Below are 17,400 nucleotides of genomic sequence, written 5' to 3' on the forward strand. Positions count from 1 at the left end.
CATACGCGCGTATAGCGGCCGGCGATTCCGGCTGGGCGCTGGCGCGAATCCCTGGAACAATGACCGCGGTCACAGATCGAAGTGAGTCCGCGCCATGCCTGCCGCCGACCTGCCCCAGCAGGACCTCACGGTCCTGCTACAGCCGCTCCAGCTTCGTCACCTCACCTTGCGCAACCGCGTGGTCTTCGGCGCGCATACCGCCAACATGGCGACCGACGGCCTCCCTGGCGACCGCCATCTCGGCTATTACCGCGAGCGCGCGATCGGCGGCGCTGCGATGATCGTGGTCGAGCCGATCCCCGTCCATCCGACCGCCGTGCTGACCCGCGGCAACTTCCGCGCCGACGATGATTCGGTCGTGCCGCATTTCCGGCGCATCACCGAGGCGGTGCATGCCGAGGGCGCGCATATCCTGCAGCAGCTCTACCACGTCGGTGCCCATGGCGACTGGGACAACTCCTATCGCGCCAGTTGGTCGCCCTCCGGTCTCGTCTCGATGCACGATTCCGACGGCAGCCACGCGATGACCGAGGGCGAGATCGCTGAGATCATCGCCAGCTTCGCCCGCTGTGCCAAGCGTGCGAAAGATGCAGGCTTCGACGGCTGCGAGCTGATGGCGGCCTACAACGCGCTGATCGAGCAGTTCTGGTCGCCCTACAGCAACAAGCGCGAAGACAAATACGGCGGCAGCTTCGAGAACCGCATGCGCTTCTCCGCCGAGCTGCTGGCCGCGATGCGCAAGACCTGCGGCGAGGATTTCGTCATCGGCATGGCGATCAGCATCGACCCCACCCGGCCGGACGTCGCCTCGGCCGAGGACCAGATGGCGGCGATCGCCTGGCACGACGAGCGCGCGCTGTTCGACTATGTCACCGTCGGCAGCGGCAGCTATTTCGACTTCACCACCATCATCCCGCCCTTTCTCTATGGCGAGAAGCTGACCGAGCCGGTGACCGCGGAGATCAAGCGCAACGTCAAGCATATCCGCGTGCAGTCCGAGAGCCATATCCGCACCCCGGAGAACGCCGTGAGCCTCTTGAAGGCCAGGCATGCCGACACGGTCAGCATCGTGCGCGGGCAGATCGCCGATCCGCATTGGGTCGGCAAGGTGAAGGCTGGCGCACCGGAGCGGATCCGCCGCTGCATCTCCTGCAACCAGATGTGCTGGGGCCGGCGGCATCGCGACTACTGGATCTCCTGCCTGGTCAACCCCTCCGCCGGGCGCGAATTTCAATGGGGCGGCGACCGCTTCGCCCAGTCGGAGAGGAAGCGGCATGTCCTGGTGGTCGGCGGCGGTCCGGCGGGGCTGGAAGCCGCGCGCGCCTCGGCCGAGCGCGGCCACCGCGTCACCTTGATGGAAGCTTCCGACAAGCTCGGCGGCCAGTTCCGGCTCGCCGGGCTGCAGCCGCGCCGGGCGCAGATCCTCGACCTGCTCGGCTGGTATGAAGGCGAGTTGAAGCGGCTCGGCGTCGAAGTTGAATTCAACACACTGGCCGATAGCGACAGCATCGGCGCGATCGGCGCCGACACGGTGCTGCTTGCGACCGGCTCGCGGCCGGTGGAGGCGCCGCAGCAGCGCTATTGGCCGAAGCCGGCGCACGAGACCGGCCTCGCCGGCCCGCGGGTCTGGCCGGTCGAGGCGATCATGAGCCGCGAGGCCAATCCGGGTTCACGCGTCATCCTGATCGACGAGGGCGGCAGCTGGCGCGGCTGCGGCACCGCCTGGCAGCTCGCCGAGAAGGGTCACCAGGTCACGATCGTAACGCCGGATTCGCTGGTCGGCCGCGATCTCGTGCGCACCGCGGCCGATGGGCCTTTGCGTTCGCGGCTGAAGAAGCTCGGCGTCGTCTTCCATGTGGAATCGGCGATCGCCGGCTGGGCCAACGGCCGCGCGCGGATCCGCAGCCTGCTGGACGACAGCGAGACCGAGATCGAAGCGGACGACCTGGTACTGGCCCTGACCAACCAGCCGAACAAGGAGCTGGCCGAAGAGCTCCACGCCGCCGGGATCGGCTTCACCGCGATCGGCGACTGCGTCTCGGCGCGGCACGCCCCGGCGGCGATCTATGAAGGCCGCGCGGCAGCGTTGGCGCTCTGACAACTGTCTCTGATTATTGGCGCTTCAAGGTGTAGACCGCGTTGTCGAGCGCGAACATTGCGGTGTCCTTGTCCTCGCCGAAGCTGAAATCGACCGCGAACTCGCAGCCGGTCAGCACCGTACGATACTGCTTGCCGGCGAAGCCCACTTTCTCCGCCAGCGCCTGCGGATCGACCGACGAATCCTGCGCCTGCATCTCGCCGAAAGCGCCCTGGAACAGCATGTCGGGGCCGCCTTGCATCACTTCGTATTTCGGACCCTTGCAGGGGAAGCCGCCCGGGCCTTCGATCGCGTCGGCCTTCAGGGTGATGGTCTGGCCGACCAGGGATTTCATCTCGTCCGGGAACAGTTCGGCGTCGGACTTGATCCACGGCCCGGGCGCGGCGCCGGTGATCTTCCACTGGCCGAGGTAGAAGGCGTCCTCGGCCTTCGCCCCGGAGAGTGACGTCGCGCACAGAAGCGCCGCGAGAGCGGCACCGCGAAGAAACTGAGTCATGGTCGTGGCTTTCCCGATGCTTGGCCGTTGATCAGGCTAATGCGTCGCCGTGACTTTACACAAGGTTCAACAAGGCGGTTGGCCGTTGCCGCCGCAGGGGTTGGGGTAGAAGGTCGGCGCGCCGCTGCCATCGGGTTCCGGGGGAACCTGGTAGACCCAGGGCTGGTTGCCCCCGCCCGGGTTGCCCCCACCGTGATTTCCAGAGCCGGGGCCGGCATTGTTTCCGCCGCCGTCGTGGCCGCCGCCGCTCCAACCCCCATCGCCCCAATTCCCGCCGTTCCAGTTCCCGTCATGCCCGTCGTCGTTCTTCCAATAGGCATGGCGGCGGCCGAAGAAGCGATAGCTCCACCCGTAGTTGGGGCCGTTGCGGCTCCAGCAAAGATTTCGGCGGCGATCGCATTTGATGCCGTAATAGGGCGAGAAGACCGGTCCGCCATAGTCGTCGCGTGCATCGCCATAAACATAGATGCCGCCGATGACCGGCCCGCCCGCATAGGGTGCGCCATAGACCGGCGAGCCCGGGAGATAGGGCGCACCGGGACCGGCCGCGCTGTAATAGCCGGCAACGCTGGTGGGCTGGCTTGCATAATTGCTCTGGTTATAGCCGGCGTCATAGGCACAGCCGCTCAAGGCGAGCAATCCGGCGAAGGCGAGAGATCGGCGCAGCATGGCGGTCGTCCCAGGAGATCCCAGCAAGGATAAATTGCGCCTCGACGCCACCTCGCGTCGAGGCGCAATTTCGGGGCGCACTACTCCTTAACCACGTGCCAGACGTTCTTGAAGTTGTCGCCGGTGACGTCGCCCGGCTTGGTGTCCTTCACGAACGTATAGAGCGGCTTGCCGTCGTCGGCCCATTGCAGGCTGCCGTCGTCGCGCTTGATGATGGTGAGGCCGCCGACCGGCTTGTCGCTTTCCATCGCCATGGCGGGCGGCCAGGCCTTGGCGCATTCGCCGCTGCAGTTCGACTTGCCGGCCTCGTCCTTGTCGAAGGTGTAGAGCGTCATGCCCTTGGCATCGACCAGCACCTCGCCGGCCGCGGTCTCCATCTCCTTGAACGGGCCGTAATCCTCGGCGGCGGCCGGCAAGGCCAGCGCCAAAGCGGTCGCCAACCCGAATCCGAAAAGCCCGATCTTCGTCATCTCGGTCATCGCGGTCTCCATTGTGAAGTTGTCGATCCGAGGCGCAACGGATCACCCGTCGCGGCGACCGGAGGTCCCGCGGTGGATGATGGTGCGCAGTGAGAGCACCGGGCAGGCTTGATCACCCGGCCGATCGAAGGCTAGACCCCTCATCCGGCACCGGCAAATCACCGCTTCGTGTTTGCGCGACCGATCGGCATAATCCGCGCGCTGGAACTTCAAGGGGAAACACAGGATGTCGACGTCGCGTTCACCGCTGCCGCTTGCCCTGGCTCTGCTCGGGCTGCTGCTTGTGCCGCTGCCGGCCGCCGCGCAGGGCGCCGGCGACCCCATCCTCGAGGCCAACGGAATCAAATATGCCTGCGCCGGCGTCGGCAAGGCGAGCCGCGGCGACCCGCGCTGGCCTGCCTTCCCGGTGCGGCTGGAGTTCGCCGCCGCCAACGGCGACTTCCTCGGCGACCCCGCGGTCACCGTCACCGACGCAAGCGGCAAGCAGGTCTTCCAGGTGCAGTGCAACGGCCCCTGGGTCCTGATCGAGCTCGCCCCCGGCAGCTACAAGGTGCACGCCACCGGGCAGAAGGCACAGTACGCGAAGGACTTCGACCTCAAGGTCAAGGCCGGCGGCCAGACCAAGAAGACGATCCGGCTGCCCTGAGCCGCGGCGGGCTCAGGCCGCCGTTTCAGCGCTCCGACGCCGCCAGCCGACGAAGCCGAGGCCGCCGAGCGCCGAGATCAACAGCGGCAACGCCGCCGGGATCGGCGTGGTCGCGACGGCGACGTTCAAGCTGCCGAAGTTCAACGACCCGGTGAGCACCGCCAGGCCGGACGTCGGGATGTTGAAGCTGCCGCCAAAGATGCACGAACCCGGTGGGCAGCTGTTGATTACGGCGGCAGCCAAGAGAGAGGTCGGAAAGCCTGGGCCGGGGTTCGTGGTCGAGAGGCTGACCAGCACCGATGAATGTTGAGCGAAGTTGGCGACCTGATAGGCGAGTCCCACGAAGCCAGGCTTTGACGCGGCAAGGTCGAAATTACCGCTCGGCGAGCTGTCCCCGATGAAGGCATAGCCGTGGCCGTTGATGGTGAGCACCGCGGACTTGCCGCCGAAGAGCTGGTCACCCGACAGCAGCGGGTCGGTGATCGTGCCATTGAACGTCGAATAATCGCCGAGCGCGGTATCCACCGCATAGACCAGGCTGTAAGCGGCGCCCGCCAGATTGGCGCCGGGCGTTCCGAACACGCCGGTGGAATCCAGACCGGTCTTCACCGTCCCGGTAAAGGTCGCCGTGATGGTCGCGGCCGAGGCTTGCGACGCGATCGCCAGCAGCAGGACCAGGGCAGGCGCGACCAGCCTGGCCGAGAGACGCGCCGCTTGCCGAATAGACATGTTCATCCCCATTGCATATGCAGATGCGCAGCCTAAGCGAGTCTCTCCCGCGACAGCAATAGGTTGAAAAATGATCGCGCCTGATTTCCGGCTGTTGTCATCGAATTGACCGCTTTGGTCATTTCATGACCGGAGCCCGAGGAACTCGCCGCGACCCGTTTGCGCATGAGGATTTTATGTCCATGGCGCTTGCATGCACCGCCTACAGGTGTCCGAAATCCACCGCTTGACTGTGGTTCCCCGGCCGGTAGCCTGTCCTCAAGCTGCAATTGGGGGTGGAGCATGCTGCGCCTTGTCATCCTGCTCACCGGCTTGGCGTTCGGCGGGCTGCTCGCTGCACCGGCCGGCGCGAACACCATCGTGACGTTCGGGCTGACGGCGGGTTCCGTGGTTGCGGGCTCGGTCGATGGCGTCATCAACGGAACCTTCAGCCTCGACCTGACGACCCACACCGTGGTCGATGCATCGATCTCGTCGACGACCGGCGCCCAGATCTTGGGAGCGAGCTATAGCGGGTTCTCCATCGACAGCTTCACCACCTCGGCGACCATGACGCAGCTGGTCTTCCACAACAGCGCCACGGCGGTCCCCGGTGTTGCGGGCCAGCTCCTCACCTTGAACATGCACACGACCGACCTTTCGGGCTTCCAGATGGTGACGGTGTTCGGCAACGAATCCGTCTACTTCTTCCTCTGCGGCGGCCTCTGTGCCAGCCGGCCGGTCGGCGGGTTCATCGAGACGCTCAGCGTCACCGAGACGCCGATCCCCGCGGCCCTTCCGCTGCTGGCGACGGCGCTCGGCGGCATGGGCCTGTTGGGCTGGCGGCGGAAACCGCCCCATCTTGCGGCGACCGGCGCCTGAAGCCGTCCGCGGACCCGACCCTATTCACACAGCAGATCCTCTTCGATTCTCCCCCCCAAATTCTCCCGGACGGGGTGAGTCGACTTTCGCCCGGTGCCTATGCTAAGTGGCCTCCGGGGTATTTATTGACAGAGGAAGACTGATGAAGGGTTTGATTATCGCGGCGGCGCTGACCGTCACCGCATTCGCGAATGCCGCTGCGGCGGATGATTACAATGCCTGGCCGAAGTCGGCCCAGGCGAAGTGTCTCATGGACCGAGGCGACTCCAAGGTGGCGGCTTTCGCGGCGGTCGATGCGAACTGCGGTCCGGTCGGCGACGCCAGCCGGGCCGGGCGCGCCTTCGTCCTCGGGGACGAGTTCGAGGACCTGATCCGCTCGATCAAGCTCGGCGATGCCGCGGGCACTAAGCAAATGATGACCGGCTTCTACCGCACCACCAACCGCAGCCCGGCGCTCAACAGCTGCTGGAAGGCGATGGTGCAGAAATGCGGCGCGGAAAGCATCGGCGCGACGATCGAAGCCGCCAAGCCGAACTGATCCGGATGGTGCGCGGCGCGCTCTGCAACGCGCCGCGCACCGCCGACCCCGCTATTCGAAAATCATTCTCGGCATCCACGGGGCGGTCGGCGCGCCGTCGGGTGGCGCGCTCTGGTTCAGCAGGCGGTTGTCTTCGTCGCCCGTCGGCATCGGGGCAACGCAACCCGTCAGCGCCAGCAGCAGCACCGCAATCGCAATCCTGACCATCATTCGCTCCTCGATATTCAAGCTGGCCGTCCGGGCGCCAGCTTAGCATCCGCGTTATGTCCTCACTCGGCGAAGCGCTGTGTGCGGTAGCCGAGATGGTGCCCGCTGCCGGACTCGAACCGGCACGGCTCTTTCGAGCCTCAGGATTTTAAGTCCTGTGTGTCTACCAATTCCACCAAGCGGGCGATGGTGCGCGAGGGTGACACGCTCTTACGCCGGCGTCTCCCCTTCGATCGGCTCGGCGTTTAAGGCGCGGATGATGCTGCGGAGCTCGGCAGCGGCCTGGCCGATCTTTTCCTCGTCGGTGCCGCGGATCACGAAGCTGGCGCCGAACTTGCCCTGGCGGAAGAACGGGTAGGAGCCGATGTCGAGGCTGGGATAGCGCTGCTGCAGCGCGCCGAGGTCGCGGGCGATCACGCCTTCGCCGACATGGGCGCTGACCGTCTTCGAATGAACGGGATCGCCGCGGGTGAGCCCGCCCTTCAAGCCGTCGAACATCGCCTGGCAGATCGCCGGCACCCCGGCCAGCACATAGACATTGCCGATGCGGAATCCCGGCGCGGTCGAGACCGGGTTGTCGATCAGCGACGCGCCCTCCGGCACATGCGCCATCCTGAGCCGCGCCTCGGTCAGGTTCGCCTCGCCGTAATGCTGGGTCAGCAGCTCCACCGCCTTTGGATGCTTGATCAGCTTCACGCCGAAGGCCTCAGCCACCGTCTCCGAGGTGATGTCGTCATGGGTCGGGCCGATGCCGCCGGTGGTGAACACGTAGTCGTAGGCGCCGCGCAGCGCGTTGACCGCCTCGATGATGCGCGCGGCGACATCCGGCACCACCCGCGCTTCCATGAGGCGGATGCCGATCGCCGTGAGACCCGTTGCCAGATAATGCAGGTTCGCGTCCTTGGTGCGGCCGGAGAGGATCTCGTTGCCGATCACCAGGATGGCGGCGGTGACGATCTTGGGCGGCTTGGTTTGGTTGTCCGACATCGATGCGCGCCCGGTCACTCGACCTTGCTGTAGCCAAGCTGGGCCATGCAGTCCTCGAGGATCGACTTGTAGCGCCGGTCGCCCTTGTAGGACTGCATGTTCTGCAGCGGCGAGGTGTCGATTCCGGCGTTGCCCCCGGTTTCGGCGGCGGAGATGTCCTGGTCGATGTCGCGATCGCGGGCGGTCTGCACGTCCGCCTGCTCCTTGCACTGCGCCAGATCGCTGTGGGCCTGTTCCTCGGTGGCGCCGTTCTTGGTCCAGGTGGTGGCGTGGGAAAAGAAGGAGCAGCCGCTGAGCAGGACCAGACCCGCAAGCGTGGAAGCCCCAAGGAATGCCCTGGTGGCGGCTGCGGTACGTCGTCGCGTCATGATGGAAGCCCCGGATCCGAAAGCGGAATTTGCAATTAACTTGCCCCGAACCGGAGCGCGGTGCAACTGCGGGAAGATGGGAATATCGGCGCGATCGGGTGGGGATGGCTGGGAAAATCTGCTATGAACAACACCGAATCGCTGGGAAAGACTTCGTGACCGCCTCGCCCCATCCCGTTCCGGCCGGCCTGGAACCTCTGTTTCGCTACTGGGATCGAAAGCGCGGCGACCGGCGTATGCCGCGGCGCGCCGACATCGATCCGGCGGAGCTGGTTGGCTACCTGCCGGCGCTGATGATTGTCGACGTCGTCGCCGACGAACGGCGCTTCGTCTATCGCCTGGTCGGCACGCGCGAGGTCCAGGCCCGCGGCCGCGACCCGACCGGCCGTCCGGTCGGCGAAGCTTTCCTCGGCGCCAGCCGCGAGGCCGTGCTGGCCAATTACAGCCGCGTGCAGCTGTCCGGGCAGCCGCATGTCGATCTGAAGACCGTCATCACCAACCGGGACCGGCTCGACAACAGCCATGTGATCTTCCTGCCCCTGAGCGAGGACGGGCAGAGTGTCTCGCAGATCCTGGTCTATACCGACTTCAGCCCGCCCAGCGACTGATTGCGGTTAGCCTGACGCCATGCAGTTCTCCCCGCCCCTGGTCGAAGCGCGCCTGATCAAGCGCTACAAGCGCTTCCTGGCAGACGTGGAAATCGGCGGAGAATTCCTCACGGTTCATTGTCCCAATCCCGGATCGATGCTGGGCCTCGCCGAGCCCGGCAGCCGCTGCTGGCTCGCGCCGAAGACCGGGACCAAGCTGCCCTATGGCTGGGAGCTGGTGGAGAGCATGGCGTCGGGCGTGACGGCGGTGGTCGGGATCAATAGCGGGCGGGCCAATGCGATCGTCGCCGAGGGCCTGGCGGCCGGCGCCTTCGCCGATCTGCCCAGCGCCAGCATCGCCCGGGAGGTGAAGGTCGGCGCCGTGTCACGGCTCGACTTTCGCCTCGGCGATGCGCCCTTGGAATTGGGGGGCCAGCCCTGCTGGGTCGAGGTGAAGAGCGTCACCCTCTCCCGCCGTGCCGGCATCGCCGAATTCCCCGACGCCAGGACCGATCGCGGCAGCCGGCACCTGGCCGAGCTCGGCCTGCTGGCCCAGGCCGGCCAGCGGGCGGTGCTGCTGTTCCTGGTCCAGCGCAGCGATTGCCGCGAGGTGCGACTCGCCGCCGACATCGATCCAACCTATGCGGCGGCGATGACCCAGGCCCGCGCCCAAGGCGTGGAAATCCGGGCCTTTTCCTGCGAAATCAGCCCGCTCGGCATTGACGCGGGCCATGAGATCGCCTTTATCCACGGCTAGGATCGGCGGTTAGAAACCTTCCAACCGCAACCCTCTGGGGTTATGCTTGTCGGATGAGCGGGTTAGCGAATTGAACATGCAGAAAAAAGACGTTTCGGACGACTGGATCAACGAGGATCGTCGGATCAAGACCCATGACGCCGCCGGATTCGCGGGCATGCGCAAGGCCGGGCATCTCGCGGCCGAAGTGCTGGACATGATCACCGACCACGTCCAGCCCGGCGTCACCACCGACGAATTGGACAAGCTCTGCCACGACTACATCGTGGCGCGGAACGCCATTCCGGCGCCGCTCAACTACCGCGGCTTCCCGAAGTCGATCTGCACCTCGATCAACCACGTGGTCTGCCATGGCATCCCGGGCCCGCGGAAACTGCTCGATGGCGACATCGTCAACATCGACGTGACCGTGATCGTCGATGGCTGGCATGGCGACAGCAGCCGCATGTATCTGGTCGGCAAGGTCGGCGTGCAGGCGCAGAAGCTGATCGACGTTACCTACGAGGCGATGATGCGCGGCATCGAGATGGTGCGCCCCGGCGCCACCGTCGGCGACATCGGCCATGCGATCCAGACCTATGCCGAGAAGAACCGCTTCTCGGTGGTGCGCGACTTCTGCGGCCACGGCATCGGGCGGATCTTCCACGACACGCCGTCGATCCTGCATTTCGGGCGCCCGAACCAGGGACCCGAGCTCAAGGCCGGCATGTTCTTCACCGTCGAGCCGATGATCAACGCCGGCCGCTTCGACGTGAAGATCCTGGAGGACGGCTGGACCGCGGTCACCCGCGACAAGAAGCTCTCCGCCCAGTTCGAGCATACCGTCGGCGTGACGGAAACCGGTCGCGAGATCTTCACCCTCTCGCCGAAGGGCATGCATCACCCGCCCTACGCGGCGTGACGCGTCTGCGGCGGTGGGGGACGTCGCGGAGAAACCAGACTATCTCGGCCATCGCAAAAGGCTGCGCGAGCGATTCATGGAGGGCGGCCCGACCGCCCTCGCCGACTATGAACTGCTCGAACTGCTCCTTGGCCAAGCGCAGCCGCGGCGCGACATGAAACCCATCGCCAAGGCGCTGCTCAAGCGCTTCGGCAGTTTCGCCGGCGTCATGGCGGCGAGCCCGGATGCACTTCTGGATGTCGACGATGTCGGGGAAGCCTCGATCGTCACCATCAAGGCCATTCAGGCCGCCGCCCTCCTGATGCAGAAACAGGACATCACCGAGAAGCCAGTTCTCGCCTCCTGGAAATCTGTGCTGGCCTATTGCCATTCGGTGATGGCGCATGAGCCCATCGAGCAATTCCGCCTGCTGTTCCTCGACACCAAGAACGCGCTCATCGCCGACGAGAAGCAGAGCCAGGGCACCGTCAACCACACGCCGGTCTACGTGCGCGAGGTGGCGAAGCGCGCGCTGGCCCTCGATGCCTCCGCTGTCATCATGGCGCATAACCATCCGAGCGGCGATCCCTCGCCCTCGCGCGACGACATCGAGATGACCAAGGCGGTGAAGGCCGCACTGGAGAAGATCGGCATCCAGCTCCACGACCACATCATCATCGGCCGCAAGGGCCATGTGAGCCTGCGCAGCCTCGGCTACATCGACGGCGCGCGTTGATGCCCGCGCAGGAGATCGACGAGACCTGATCGCGGAGGCAACGGCTGTCGCTCAGCCGGTGGCCGCCGCCCGGCCGGCCTCTGCCGCGCCCTGGACACCGACGGTCTGCAAGGCCTTGAGGACATTGAGGCGCCCGCTGCCGAAGAAGTCGTTGCGGCCGTTGGCATAGGGGTATGCGCCCACCTTATCGGCCGCCTGGGCGAGGGCAGCGCGCACTTCGCTCTCGCGCAGGCCGGGTCTTGCCGACAGCATCAATGCGCAAGCTCCGGCGACGATCGGGGTCGCGGAGGAAGTCCCATTGAAGGTCGGCAGATAGTTGCCGCTTCCGTAACCGCCTGCGCCTATGATGTCGGTCGTCAGGTTGTGCACGCCGGGGGCAGCTAGGGTCACCTGCGAACCATGATTCGTGCCCCACCAGGTTTCGCCGTCGCGACTGGTTGGCGTCTTCGCCTCGTCGTACTCGTTGCTCGCAGAAACCGCAACGACGCCGGTGAGCGTTGCCGGAAAGCTCACTGCGCCGAACGAGTTTCCAGCGGCAATAACCACGACGCAGCCGCGTCCGCCCCGCCCCTTCGTTCGGGCCCGAGCAAACTCCTCCGCTATGTCGTTCGACGGCGCTCCTCCGCCCCAACTGTTGCTGATGACGTCCGCTCCCTTTTGCCAGCTCCACGCGATTGCGCGCGCGATCTTGTCGTTGGTGGTGACCCATGGCCCGCCATTCGACGCCGAAAAGGCAATACGCACGGCAAAGATCGAGCAACCGGCGGCCACGCCACGCACGCCGACGCCATAGACTCCGCGGGCTGCGGCCAACCCGGCGCAACAGGTCCCGTGGCCATCCCAGGCATTGGGTTCCTGGAACGTGTCGTCATCGGCCGCATCGAACGTCCCGGTCACCGCGGCAGCCAAATCCGGATGCGAGGTATCGACCCCCTCGTCGAGGATCGCGATCGTAACAGCGGGATTGCCGGATGCGATCTGCCACGCCGCGGTCGCCTCCGTGATCTGCATCGCGTATTGACTGCCGATGCCGGTCGTCAGCGCGGTGATCGGAGGAGAAATGCGACTTGGAACATGCCGCCCGATGGTCACGAAATCGGGTTCGGCGAAGCGGACGTTGGGTTCGCCGTCGAGACTTGCCACCAATGCAAATACATCGGCGCCTTCGGGAATCTCACAGACGATCTTGTCGTCGCGAGTTCTCAGCAGCTTGAGGGCGTACTTATCGACGACCCTGCCGGCCAGAGCGACGTCTTCGAGGCCGATGATGACCCGGTCCGTCGCGACCACTTGGTTGCCATCGACACGGAACACCGGCAACGCATGCGAAACCTCGGGCTGAGCATTGAGGGCATGGATGGTCCCGAGCGGCTGGCTTCCATCAGAGGGAATCGGCCGAAGCGGGCCAGCCGATGCAGGAACGATCGTAAGTTTCTCACCCGGCACCTCGAAACGCGTAGCGAAGGCGCCAGCCCCGGCCCGTTCCATCGCCAGCGCTCGAGCGCTCCTGGGCTGCGCATTGTGGAACCGGACAGCGACGACCGTCGGATCGACGTCCAGGCGGACCGTCTCCCCCATGACCTTGTATTCGTATGCCATCAGGCTCCTCCTCAGTAGATGTACGCCGGCCACCCAATGCGAGACATACTTGCAATCGGGCCGTTACATCGGCGTGATATGAGGAGACAACAGATAACGGCGACCTGGGATGTTCCCGCTCAGGCCGCGGACGGTGGCCGCTTCACCACTTCTGATCCGGCCCGACCGTGGCGCCCGCGGCGACCGCGCTGAGCCGTTCCAAATAATGCTTCCAGCCCTTCTCGTGGTTGGCGCGGTCCTGTTCGGTCGGCAGGCCGCTATGGGTCATGCGGACCAGGGTGCCGCCGTTCTGCTCGATGAGGTCTATCTCGACCAGGCTCGATCCCGGCGGAACCCCGGGATCCTCGTCCCAGCCGAAGGTGTAGGAGAGGCGATGCACCGGCACGACTTCCTTGAAGGTGCCGCGCGCGGTGTTCCGGCCGGAGACTTTCTCGAGGAGATAGAGGCCGCCGGGCTGCGCCTCCATGGTCGCGCCGTTGCCGATCCAGCGCAGCAGCTTCTCCGGATCGATCAGGAATGCGAACACGGTCGCGGCCGGGGCGGCGACCTGCGTTTCGGTGCGCAACACGAATCCATCCGCCATCGCGCCTCTCCTTGATGCCCGCCCCCGGCTTATGAAAGCATGGCGCGCCGCGGGCACAAGAGCCCGCGGGAACCACTCCTGACAGAAACTGACAGCAAAAATGCAGCTTCCCTCGGCGCTCTCCTGGCTGATTGACGATGCCGCGGCGTTGCCGGCCGCCGATGCCTTGCTCTCGGGATTGGGCGCACGACTGATCGCCGACGGCGTGCCGCTCGCCGGCGGCGCCCTCACCCTGGCCGTGCCGGATCCGATCATCGCGCACCGCACCTGGCTCTGGCGCGCCGATAGCGGCGCGGTGATGGAGGCGCTGGGCTTTGCCGGCGGCATGAGCGCCGACGACCCGGGCAATGCCGGCCGCCTCTGGTTGCAGGGGCTGGCGCCGGGCGTCGTCCACGAAGAGGCTGCCGGCAGCGGCGCGGATGCGCCGATGCTGGGCTGGATCGGGCCGCGCGCCTTCACGCCGGATGAAGCCGAGCGGCTGCGCCAAGCGGCGCGGTTTGCAGCCGCGCCGCTCGCGGCAATCGCCGCCCGGTCGACGTTGCGCGTGGCGCTGCAGGCCTATCTCGGCAGGCGCACGGCGGCGCGCGTGATGGGCAGCCCGCTGCGGCGCAGTGTCGGCGAGACCATCCGGGCCGCCCTGCTCTACGCCGATCTTCGCGGCTTCACCGCGCTCTCGGACTCGACCGCGCCCGCTTCGGTCATCGCCGCGCTCGACGCCTGGTTCGACCGCATCGGCCTGGCGGTGCAGGCCTTCGGCGGCGAGATCTTGAAGTTCATGGGCGACGGATTGCTGGCCATCTTTCCGGTCGGCGGCGAGTCTGCAGCGAGCGCCTGTGACGCGGCCTTGCGCGCGGTCGCGGCCGCGCGCGCTGGGATGGCGCATCTCGATAAGACGCGGGCCGCCCAGGGATTGCCGCCCCTGCCCTTCGGCATCGCCGTTCACCTGGGCGAGATCCTCTGGGGCAATATCGGCGCCGCCGACCGATTGGACTTCACCGCGATCGGCCCGGCGGTCAACCTGGTCAGCCGATTGGAGGGATTGTGCCGGCCCCTCGAGCGCTCCATCCTGATCTCGGGTGCGGTGGCTGCGGAAACCGCCACCCCGCTGGTATCGTTGGGAACGCATGCGCTGCGCGGCATCGCCGTGCCCTGCCCCGTCTATACGCTGCCGGATTGAAGGGAGGATCGGATGAAGACCACGCGCCGGGCATTCCTGCAAACCACAGCGGTGGCACCCTTCTTTTCCAGCACGGCGCGCGCTGCGGAGACATCGCCGTCGACCCGCGCCATTCCCTCCAGCGGCGAGGCGATGCCGATGGTCGGGCTCGGCAGCTGGATCACCTTCAACGTCGGCGATGACCCGAAGCTCCGGGAAGAATGCGCTGGCGTCATGGCGGCGTTCTTCGAAGGCGGCGGGCGGATGATCGATTCCTCGCCGATGTACGGCTCGGCCCAGCCGGTGATCGGCTATGGGTTGAACAAGCTGGGGCGCCCGAAGGCGCTGTTCTCGGCCGAGAAGGTCTGGACCTCGGGCGACGGAGCGGCCCAAATCGAGACGACACGGCAGTATTGGGGCGTCGAACGCTTCGACCTGCTGCAGGTCCACAATCTGGTCGATTGGGAGACCAAGCTGCCGCTGCTCATGGAAATGAAGGCGGCGGGCAAGCTGCGCTATGTCGGCATCACGACGTCCGAGGGACGGCGGCACGACCTCTTCGAAGAGATCATGCGCAACCACCCGCTCGACTTCGTGCAGCTGACCTATAATCCGATCGATCGCGAGGCCGAGGAAAGGCTGCTGCCGCTGGCGGCGGAGCGCGGCATCGCCGTGATCGTCAACCGGCCGTTCCAGCAAGGCCGGCTGACCCGCCGGCTTGAGGGCGAGGCGCTGCCGGATTGGGCGGGCGAGATCGGCGCCGCGAGCTGGGCGCAGATCGTCCTGAAATTCATCCTGGCGCATCCGGCGGTGACGGTGGCGATCCCGGCGACCAGCCGGGTCGATCACGTGCGCGAGAACCTGGCCGCCGCAACCGGTCCGCTGCCCGACCCGGCGTTGCGCGAACGCATCTCTACCAGGCTGCGGGATCTTTGAATGTCGGAATGGTGGACCTACGCGCCTGAGGACTTCCTGTTGTTCTCGCCGCGCAGCTATTGGCGGATGTTCGCGCTGCAGAACGAGGCCTATTGGCCGCTGCCGGTGGTGACCCTGGCCCTGGGCGGCATCGTGACCTTCCTCGCGGCGCGTGGCGGACCCCATGCGATCCGCGGGGCTTCGCTCATCCTGGCGCTGGCCTGGGGATTCGTCGGCTATGCGTTTCTCTGGCATCGCTATGCCAGCATCAACTGGGCGATCGCCTATGTCGTGCCCGCATTCGCGCTCGAAGCGATCCTGCTTCCGCTGATCGTTTTTTGCGCGCCGGTCGCCGTCCGGCCGCGCGGGATCATCGCCTGGGTCGGCTATCTCTTGCTGGCCTTTGCCACGGTCGGCGTCCCGCTGCTGCACGGGCGCGATCGCGCCACTTCCGAGATCTTCGGCATCGCGCCCGATCCCACGGTGATCGCGACGCTGGGTTTCCTGATCGTGTTGCGCGGGCCGTGGGTCTGGCTGCTTTATCCGATCCCGATCCTCTGGTGCTTGCTCAGCGGCGTAACCCTCCGCACCATGGGCGAGGCCCAAGCCTGGATGCCCTTCGCCGCGGTTGCTTTCGTCACCTTGGCCCTGCTCACAAGGGCAGTCCGGCGTCCGTTGTCGCCTCGAGGGTGAGCGATTGGATGCGCGGGCTCGGCTCGCCCGTGAGGATGAGCTGTCCCTGCGCGGCGCCGCGCGCGCAGACCAAGGTCAGCTTTGCCGACAAGGCGTGGGTCGGTGCGGCATCGATATGCCGCAGCTCGCCGATCTGCCCAGCCAGCCTGGCGAGATGCCGGTCCCATTCTTCCGCCGGGCGGTCGAGCAGGAAGTTGACGGCGAGCAGGGGCGCGGCCTCGGCGATACGGCCGGCACGGTAGACCCGCGAAACCGCCTCGACCGCCGGCGCCAGATGCGCGCTGACCGGGACGGCTGGCGCCTTCCACAGGCCGGCATCCTTCAGCGCTTGCGCGGCTTCGATATTGGGCTCGTTCATCGCCGCATAGGTGCGGTTGGCAAAGCTGAAGATGCCGACCTGGGTTTCCGGCGAGAACAGGAAATGCGAGCCGTAACCCGGCAATCCACCGCGGTGGTGCAGATAGCGGCCGAGCTCGCTCTCGACCGAGTTGATCAGGCCGTAGCCGTAAGCGCTGGCGGTCCAGACCTCGCGGCCCTGGTGCTTGCGCGGGGTAGGCGCGCGCGGGCCGCTGTGGAGGGACGCGAGCTCGCGGCGCGCGGCGCGGGCGACCGGCCCGCTCTCCGCGGCGTCGCGCGGCGGCCAGGCATCGAGCATGAAGGCGACGAAGCGCGCATACTCGACGGTGTTGGTGACGATTCCGGCCATGGCACCATAGGCGCCGTCATGCTCGAGCTCGGCCGGCGACCAGGTGTCGTCGTGCCGGCGATAGCCGGGCGCCAGCGCACCGTCCGGCAGGTCGTCGATCTCGAAGGTGGTCTGCTGCATGCCGAGCGGCTGCAGGATCTCACGGCGGACGAAGCCGGAATAGGGCTCGCCGCTCGCCGCCTCGACCACGCGCCCCAGCAAGGTATAGCCGAGATTGGCGTATTCGAAGTCGATGCGCGGCGGGCGGGCGAAATGCATCCCCGCCTCCAGCATCGCGTTGAAGTCGCCGAGCGGCTGCGGCAGCAGGCGGTCGCCCCAGGGATCGTCGGTGACGAAACCGGCCTGGTGCGTGAGGAGGTCGCGCAGGCTGATGGACCGGCTGTCCGCGGTCGGCAGCTTGAGCCCGGCAAAGCGCGGCACCAGGTCGGCGACGGCGGCGTCGAGCGAGAGCTTGCCGCGGTCGCGCAGCAGCAGGACGGCAAGCGTCGTCACGCATTTGGTCATCGAGGCGATGCGGAAGAAGGTCTCGGGCCCGACCGGCGCCTGGCTCTCCAGCGCAGCGACGCCCATGCCCTTTGCATGGGCCAGCTTGCCGTCCAGGATGACTGCGTAGACCAGGCCGGGGATGTTCTCCGCCTGCTGGTAGCGTTCGTAGATCGCATCGAGCTCCTGGAACATCATGCCCCCGCAAAAATCCGATGGCTGCCATC

The 17,400-nt window shown here is 66.4% G+C and carries 21 protein-coding genes and 1 tRNA gene; 11 read left to right on the forward strand and 11 right to left on the reverse strand.

Annotated features, from left to right (window positions below):
- Positions 1-94: 94 nt before the first annotated feature.
- Positions 95-2,098: an oxidoreductase gene (locus tag ACYQ4T_RS07805; protein ID WP_459852241.1), complete on the forward strand. Its 2,004-nt coding sequence runs from the start codon at positions 95-97 to the stop codon at positions 2,096-2,098.
- A 13-nt stretch (positions 2,099-2,111) separates the two neighbouring features.
- Here the strand turns inward: ACYQ4T_RS07805 and ACYQ4T_RS07810 are convergent, their stop codons facing one another.
- The 3 genes from ACYQ4T_RS07810 to ACYQ4T_RS07820 all read right to left on the reverse strand — a co-directional run bounded on the left by ACYQ4T_RS07810 (position 2,112) and on the right by ACYQ4T_RS07820 (position 3,742).
- On the reverse strand, positions 2,112-2,594 hold the full coding sequence (locus ACYQ4T_RS07810) for a hypothetical protein (protein WP_459852243.1): 483 nt from the start codon (positions 2,592-2,594) through the stop codon (positions 2,112-2,114).
- A 66-nt stretch (positions 2,595-2,660) separates the two neighbouring features.
- Positions 2,661-3,263 (reverse strand): hypothetical protein, encoded by a 603-nt coding sequence (locus ACYQ4T_RS07815; protein ID WP_459852245.1) that lies wholly within the window; start codon positions 3,261-3,263, stop codon positions 2,661-2,663.
- An 80-nt stretch (positions 3,264-3,343) separates the two neighbouring features.
- Positions 3,344-3,742, reverse strand: a complete 399-nt coding sequence (locus ACYQ4T_RS07820) for a COG4315 family predicted lipoprotein (protein ID WP_459852247.1) — start codon at positions 3,740-3,742, stop codon at positions 3,344-3,346.
- 226 nt (positions 3,743-3,968) lie between these two features.
- Here ACYQ4T_RS07820 and ACYQ4T_RS07825 point away from each other — a divergent pair, with 226 nt between their 5' ends.
- Complete coding sequence (locus tag ACYQ4T_RS07825; protein ID WP_459852249.1) at positions 3,969-4,388, forward strand: hypothetical protein; 420 nt, start codon at positions 3,969-3,971, stop codon at positions 4,386-4,388.
- A 12-nt stretch (positions 4,389-4,400) separates the two neighbouring features.
- On the opposite strand, the gene ACYQ4T_RS07830 is transcribed toward ACYQ4T_RS07825, so the two are convergent.
- Positions 4,401-5,129 carry a hypothetical protein gene (locus ACYQ4T_RS07830; RefSeq protein ID WP_459852251.1) on the reverse strand — a complete coding sequence of 243 codons (729 nt, stop codon included), beginning with the start codon at positions 5,127-5,129 and terminating at the stop codon, positions 4,401-4,403.
- A 270-nt stretch (positions 5,130-5,399) separates the two neighbouring features.
- Between ACYQ4T_RS07830 and ACYQ4T_RS07835 the strand changes: the two genes are divergently transcribed.
- Both ACYQ4T_RS07835 and ACYQ4T_RS07840 read left to right on the forward strand, forming a co-directional pair.
- Positions 5,400-5,978, forward strand: coding sequence for a hypothetical protein (locus ACYQ4T_RS07835; RefSeq protein ID WP_459852253.1), 579 nt, complete (start codon positions 5,400-5,402; stop codon positions 5,976-5,978).
- A 142-nt stretch (positions 5,979-6,120) separates the two neighbouring features.
- Positions 6,121-6,516: a hypothetical protein gene (locus ACYQ4T_RS07840; protein ID WP_459852255.1), complete on the forward strand. Its 396-nt coding sequence runs from the start codon at positions 6,121-6,123 to the stop codon at positions 6,514-6,516.
- Positions 6,517-6,567: 51 nt separating this feature from the next.
- Here ACYQ4T_RS07840 and ACYQ4T_RS07845 read toward each other — a convergent pair whose 3' ends face one another.
- From ACYQ4T_RS07845 to ACYQ4T_RS07860, 4 genes are all read right to left on the reverse strand, one after another.
- Entirely contained in the window at positions 6,568-6,744 is a 177-nt protein-coding gene (locus ACYQ4T_RS07845) for a hypothetical protein (RefSeq protein WP_459852257.1), read from the reverse strand.
- 75 nt (positions 6,745-6,819) lie between these two features.
- Positions 6,820-6,908 (reverse strand) — tRNA-Leu (locus tag ACYQ4T_RS07850).
- Between the two features lie 25 nt (positions 6,909-6,933).
- Positions 6,934-7,710 (reverse strand): competence/damage-inducible protein A, encoded by a 777-nt coding sequence (locus tag ACYQ4T_RS07855; protein ID WP_459852259.1) that lies wholly within the window; start codon positions 7,708-7,710, stop codon positions 6,934-6,936.
- A 14-nt stretch (positions 7,711-7,724) separates the two neighbouring features.
- Positions 7,725-8,078 (reverse strand): hypothetical protein, encoded by a 354-nt coding sequence (locus tag ACYQ4T_RS07860; protein ID WP_459852261.1) that lies wholly within the window; start codon positions 8,076-8,078, stop codon positions 7,725-7,727.
- A gap of 155 nt (positions 8,079-8,233) precedes the next feature.
- Here ACYQ4T_RS07860 and ACYQ4T_RS07865 point away from each other — a divergent pair, with 155 nt between their 5' ends.
- From ACYQ4T_RS07865 to radC, 4 genes are all read left to right on the forward strand, one after another.
- Entirely contained in the window at positions 8,234-8,686 is a 453-nt protein-coding gene (locus ACYQ4T_RS07865; RefSeq protein WP_459852263.1) for a PAS domain-containing protein, read from the forward strand.
- A gap of 19 nt (positions 8,687-8,705) precedes the next feature.
- On the forward strand, positions 8,706-9,422 hold the full coding sequence (gene sfsA / locus ACYQ4T_RS07870) for a DNA/RNA nuclease SfsA (protein WP_459852265.1): 717 nt from the start codon (positions 8,706-8,708) through the stop codon (positions 9,420-9,422).
- A gap of 76 nt (positions 9,423-9,498) precedes the next feature.
- Positions 9,499-10,323, forward strand: a complete 825-nt coding sequence (map, locus tag ACYQ4T_RS07875; RefSeq protein ID WP_459852267.1) for a type I methionyl aminopeptidase — start codon at positions 9,499-9,501, stop codon at positions 10,321-10,323.
- Positions 10,324-10,336: 13 nt separating this feature from the next.
- On the forward strand, positions 10,337-11,038 hold the full coding sequence (gene radC / locus ACYQ4T_RS07880) for a RadC family protein (RefSeq protein ID WP_459852269.1): 702 nt from the start codon (positions 10,337-10,339) through the stop codon (positions 11,036-11,038).
- 51 nt (positions 11,039-11,089) lie between these two features.
- Here the strand turns inward: radC and ACYQ4T_RS07885 are convergent, their stop codons facing one another.
- On the reverse strand, positions 11,090-12,637 hold the full coding sequence (locus ACYQ4T_RS07885; protein ID WP_459852271.1) for a S8 family serine peptidase: 1,548 nt from the start codon (positions 12,635-12,637) through the stop codon (positions 11,090-11,092).
- A gap of 142 nt (positions 12,638-12,779) precedes the next feature.
- Positions 12,780-13,220 carry an SRPBCC family protein gene (locus ACYQ4T_RS07890; RefSeq protein WP_459852273.1) on the reverse strand — a complete coding sequence of 147 codons (441 nt, stop codon included), beginning with the start codon at positions 13,218-13,220 and terminating at the stop codon, positions 12,780-12,782.
- 100 nt (positions 13,221-13,320) lie between these two features.
- Here ACYQ4T_RS07890 and ACYQ4T_RS07895 point away from each other — a divergent pair, with 100 nt between their 5' ends.
- From ACYQ4T_RS07895 to ACYQ4T_RS07905, 3 genes are read left to right on the forward strand one after another with little or no spacing between them, the layout of a single operon-like run.
- On the forward strand, positions 13,321-14,397 hold the full coding sequence (locus ACYQ4T_RS07895) for an adenylate/guanylate cyclase domain-containing protein (protein ID WP_459852275.1): 1,077 nt from the start codon (positions 13,321-13,323) through the stop codon (positions 14,395-14,397).
- Between the two features lie 12 nt (positions 14,398-14,409).
- Positions 14,410-15,312 (forward strand): aldo/keto reductase, encoded by a 903-nt coding sequence (locus ACYQ4T_RS07900; RefSeq protein ID WP_459852277.1) that lies wholly within the window; start codon positions 14,410-14,412, stop codon positions 15,310-15,312.
- Positions 15,313-15,984: a DUF6064 family protein gene (locus tag ACYQ4T_RS07905; RefSeq protein WP_459852279.1), complete on the forward strand. Its 672-nt coding sequence runs from the start codon at positions 15,313-15,315 to the stop codon at positions 15,982-15,984.
- On the opposite strand, the gene ACYQ4T_RS07910 is transcribed toward ACYQ4T_RS07905, so the two are convergent.
- Entirely contained in the window at positions 15,944-17,371 is a 1,428-nt protein-coding gene (locus ACYQ4T_RS07910) for a serine hydrolase domain-containing protein (protein WP_459852281.1), read from the reverse strand. The genes ACYQ4T_RS07905 and ACYQ4T_RS07910 overlap by 41 nt on opposite strands.
- Positions 17,372-17,400: the final 29 nt, after the last annotated feature.

It is taken from the genome of Dongia sp. agr-C8 (assembly GCF_054658695.1).

Bases quoted from the DNA above. Each gene is read 5' to 3' on its own strand.
- ACYQ4T_RS07805 (WP_459852241.1), top strand. From the start codon at position 95: ATGCCTGCCGCCGACCTGCCCCAGCAGGACCTCACGGTCCTGCTACAG.
- ACYQ4T_RS07810 (WP_459852243.1), bottom strand. From the start codon at position 2,594: ATGACTCAGTTTCTTCGCGGTGCCGCTCTCGCGGCGCTTCTGTGCGCG.
- ACYQ4T_RS07815 (WP_459852245.1), bottom strand. From the start codon at position 3,263: ATGCTGCGCCGATCTCTCGCCTTCGCCGGATTGCTCGCCTTGAGCGGC.
- ACYQ4T_RS07820 (WP_459852247.1), bottom strand. From the start codon at position 3,742: ATGACCGAGATGACGAAGATCGGGCTTTTCGGATTCGGGTTGGCGACC.
- ACYQ4T_RS07825 (WP_459852249.1), top strand. From the start codon at position 3,969: ATGTCGACGTCGCGTTCACCGCTGCCGCTTGCCCTGGCTCTGCTCGGG.
- ACYQ4T_RS07830 (WP_459852251.1), bottom strand. From the start codon at position 5,129: ATGGGGATGAACATGTCTATTCGGCAAGCGGCGCGTCTCTCGGCCAGG.
- ACYQ4T_RS07835 (WP_459852253.1), top strand. From the start codon at position 5,400: ATGCTGCGCCTTGTCATCCTGCTCACCGGCTTGGCGTTCGGCGGGCTG.
- ACYQ4T_RS07840 (WP_459852255.1), top strand. From the start codon at position 6,121: ATGAAGGGTTTGATTATCGCGGCGGCGCTGACCGTCACCGCATTCGCG.
- ACYQ4T_RS07855 (WP_459852259.1), bottom strand. From the start codon at position 7,710: ATGTCGGACAACCAAACCAAGCCGCCCAAGATCGTCACCGCCGCCATC.
- ACYQ4T_RS07860 (WP_459852261.1), bottom strand. From the start codon at position 8,078: ATGACGCGACGACGTACCGCAGCCGCCACCAGGGCATTCCTTGGGGCT.
- sfsA (WP_459852265.1), top strand. From the start codon at position 8,706: ATGCAGTTCTCCCCGCCCCTGGTCGAAGCGCGCCTGATCAAGCGCTAC.
- map (WP_459852267.1), top strand. From the start codon at position 9,499: ATGCAGAAAAAAGACGTTTCGGACGACTGGATCAACGAGGATCGTCGG.
- ACYQ4T_RS07885 (WP_459852271.1), bottom strand. From the start codon at position 12,637: ATGGCATACGAATACAAGGTCATGGGGGAGACGGTCCGCCTGGACGTC.
- ACYQ4T_RS07890 (WP_459852273.1), bottom strand. From the start codon at position 13,220: ATGGCGGATGGATTCGTGTTGCGCACCGAAACGCAGGTCGCCGCCCCG.
- ACYQ4T_RS07895 (WP_459852275.1), top strand. From the start codon at position 13,321: ATGCAGCTTCCCTCGGCGCTCTCCTGGCTGATTGACGATGCCGCGGCG.
- ACYQ4T_RS07900 (WP_459852277.1), top strand. From the start codon at position 14,410: ATGAAGACCACGCGCCGGGCATTCCTGCAAACCACAGCGGTGGCACCC.
- ACYQ4T_RS07905 (WP_459852279.1), top strand. From the start codon at position 15,313: ATGTCGGAATGGTGGACCTACGCGCCTGAGGACTTCCTGTTGTTCTCG.
- ACYQ4T_RS07910 (WP_459852281.1), bottom strand. From the start codon at position 17,371: ATGATGTTCCAGGAGCTCGATGCGATCTACGAACGCTACCAGCAGGCG.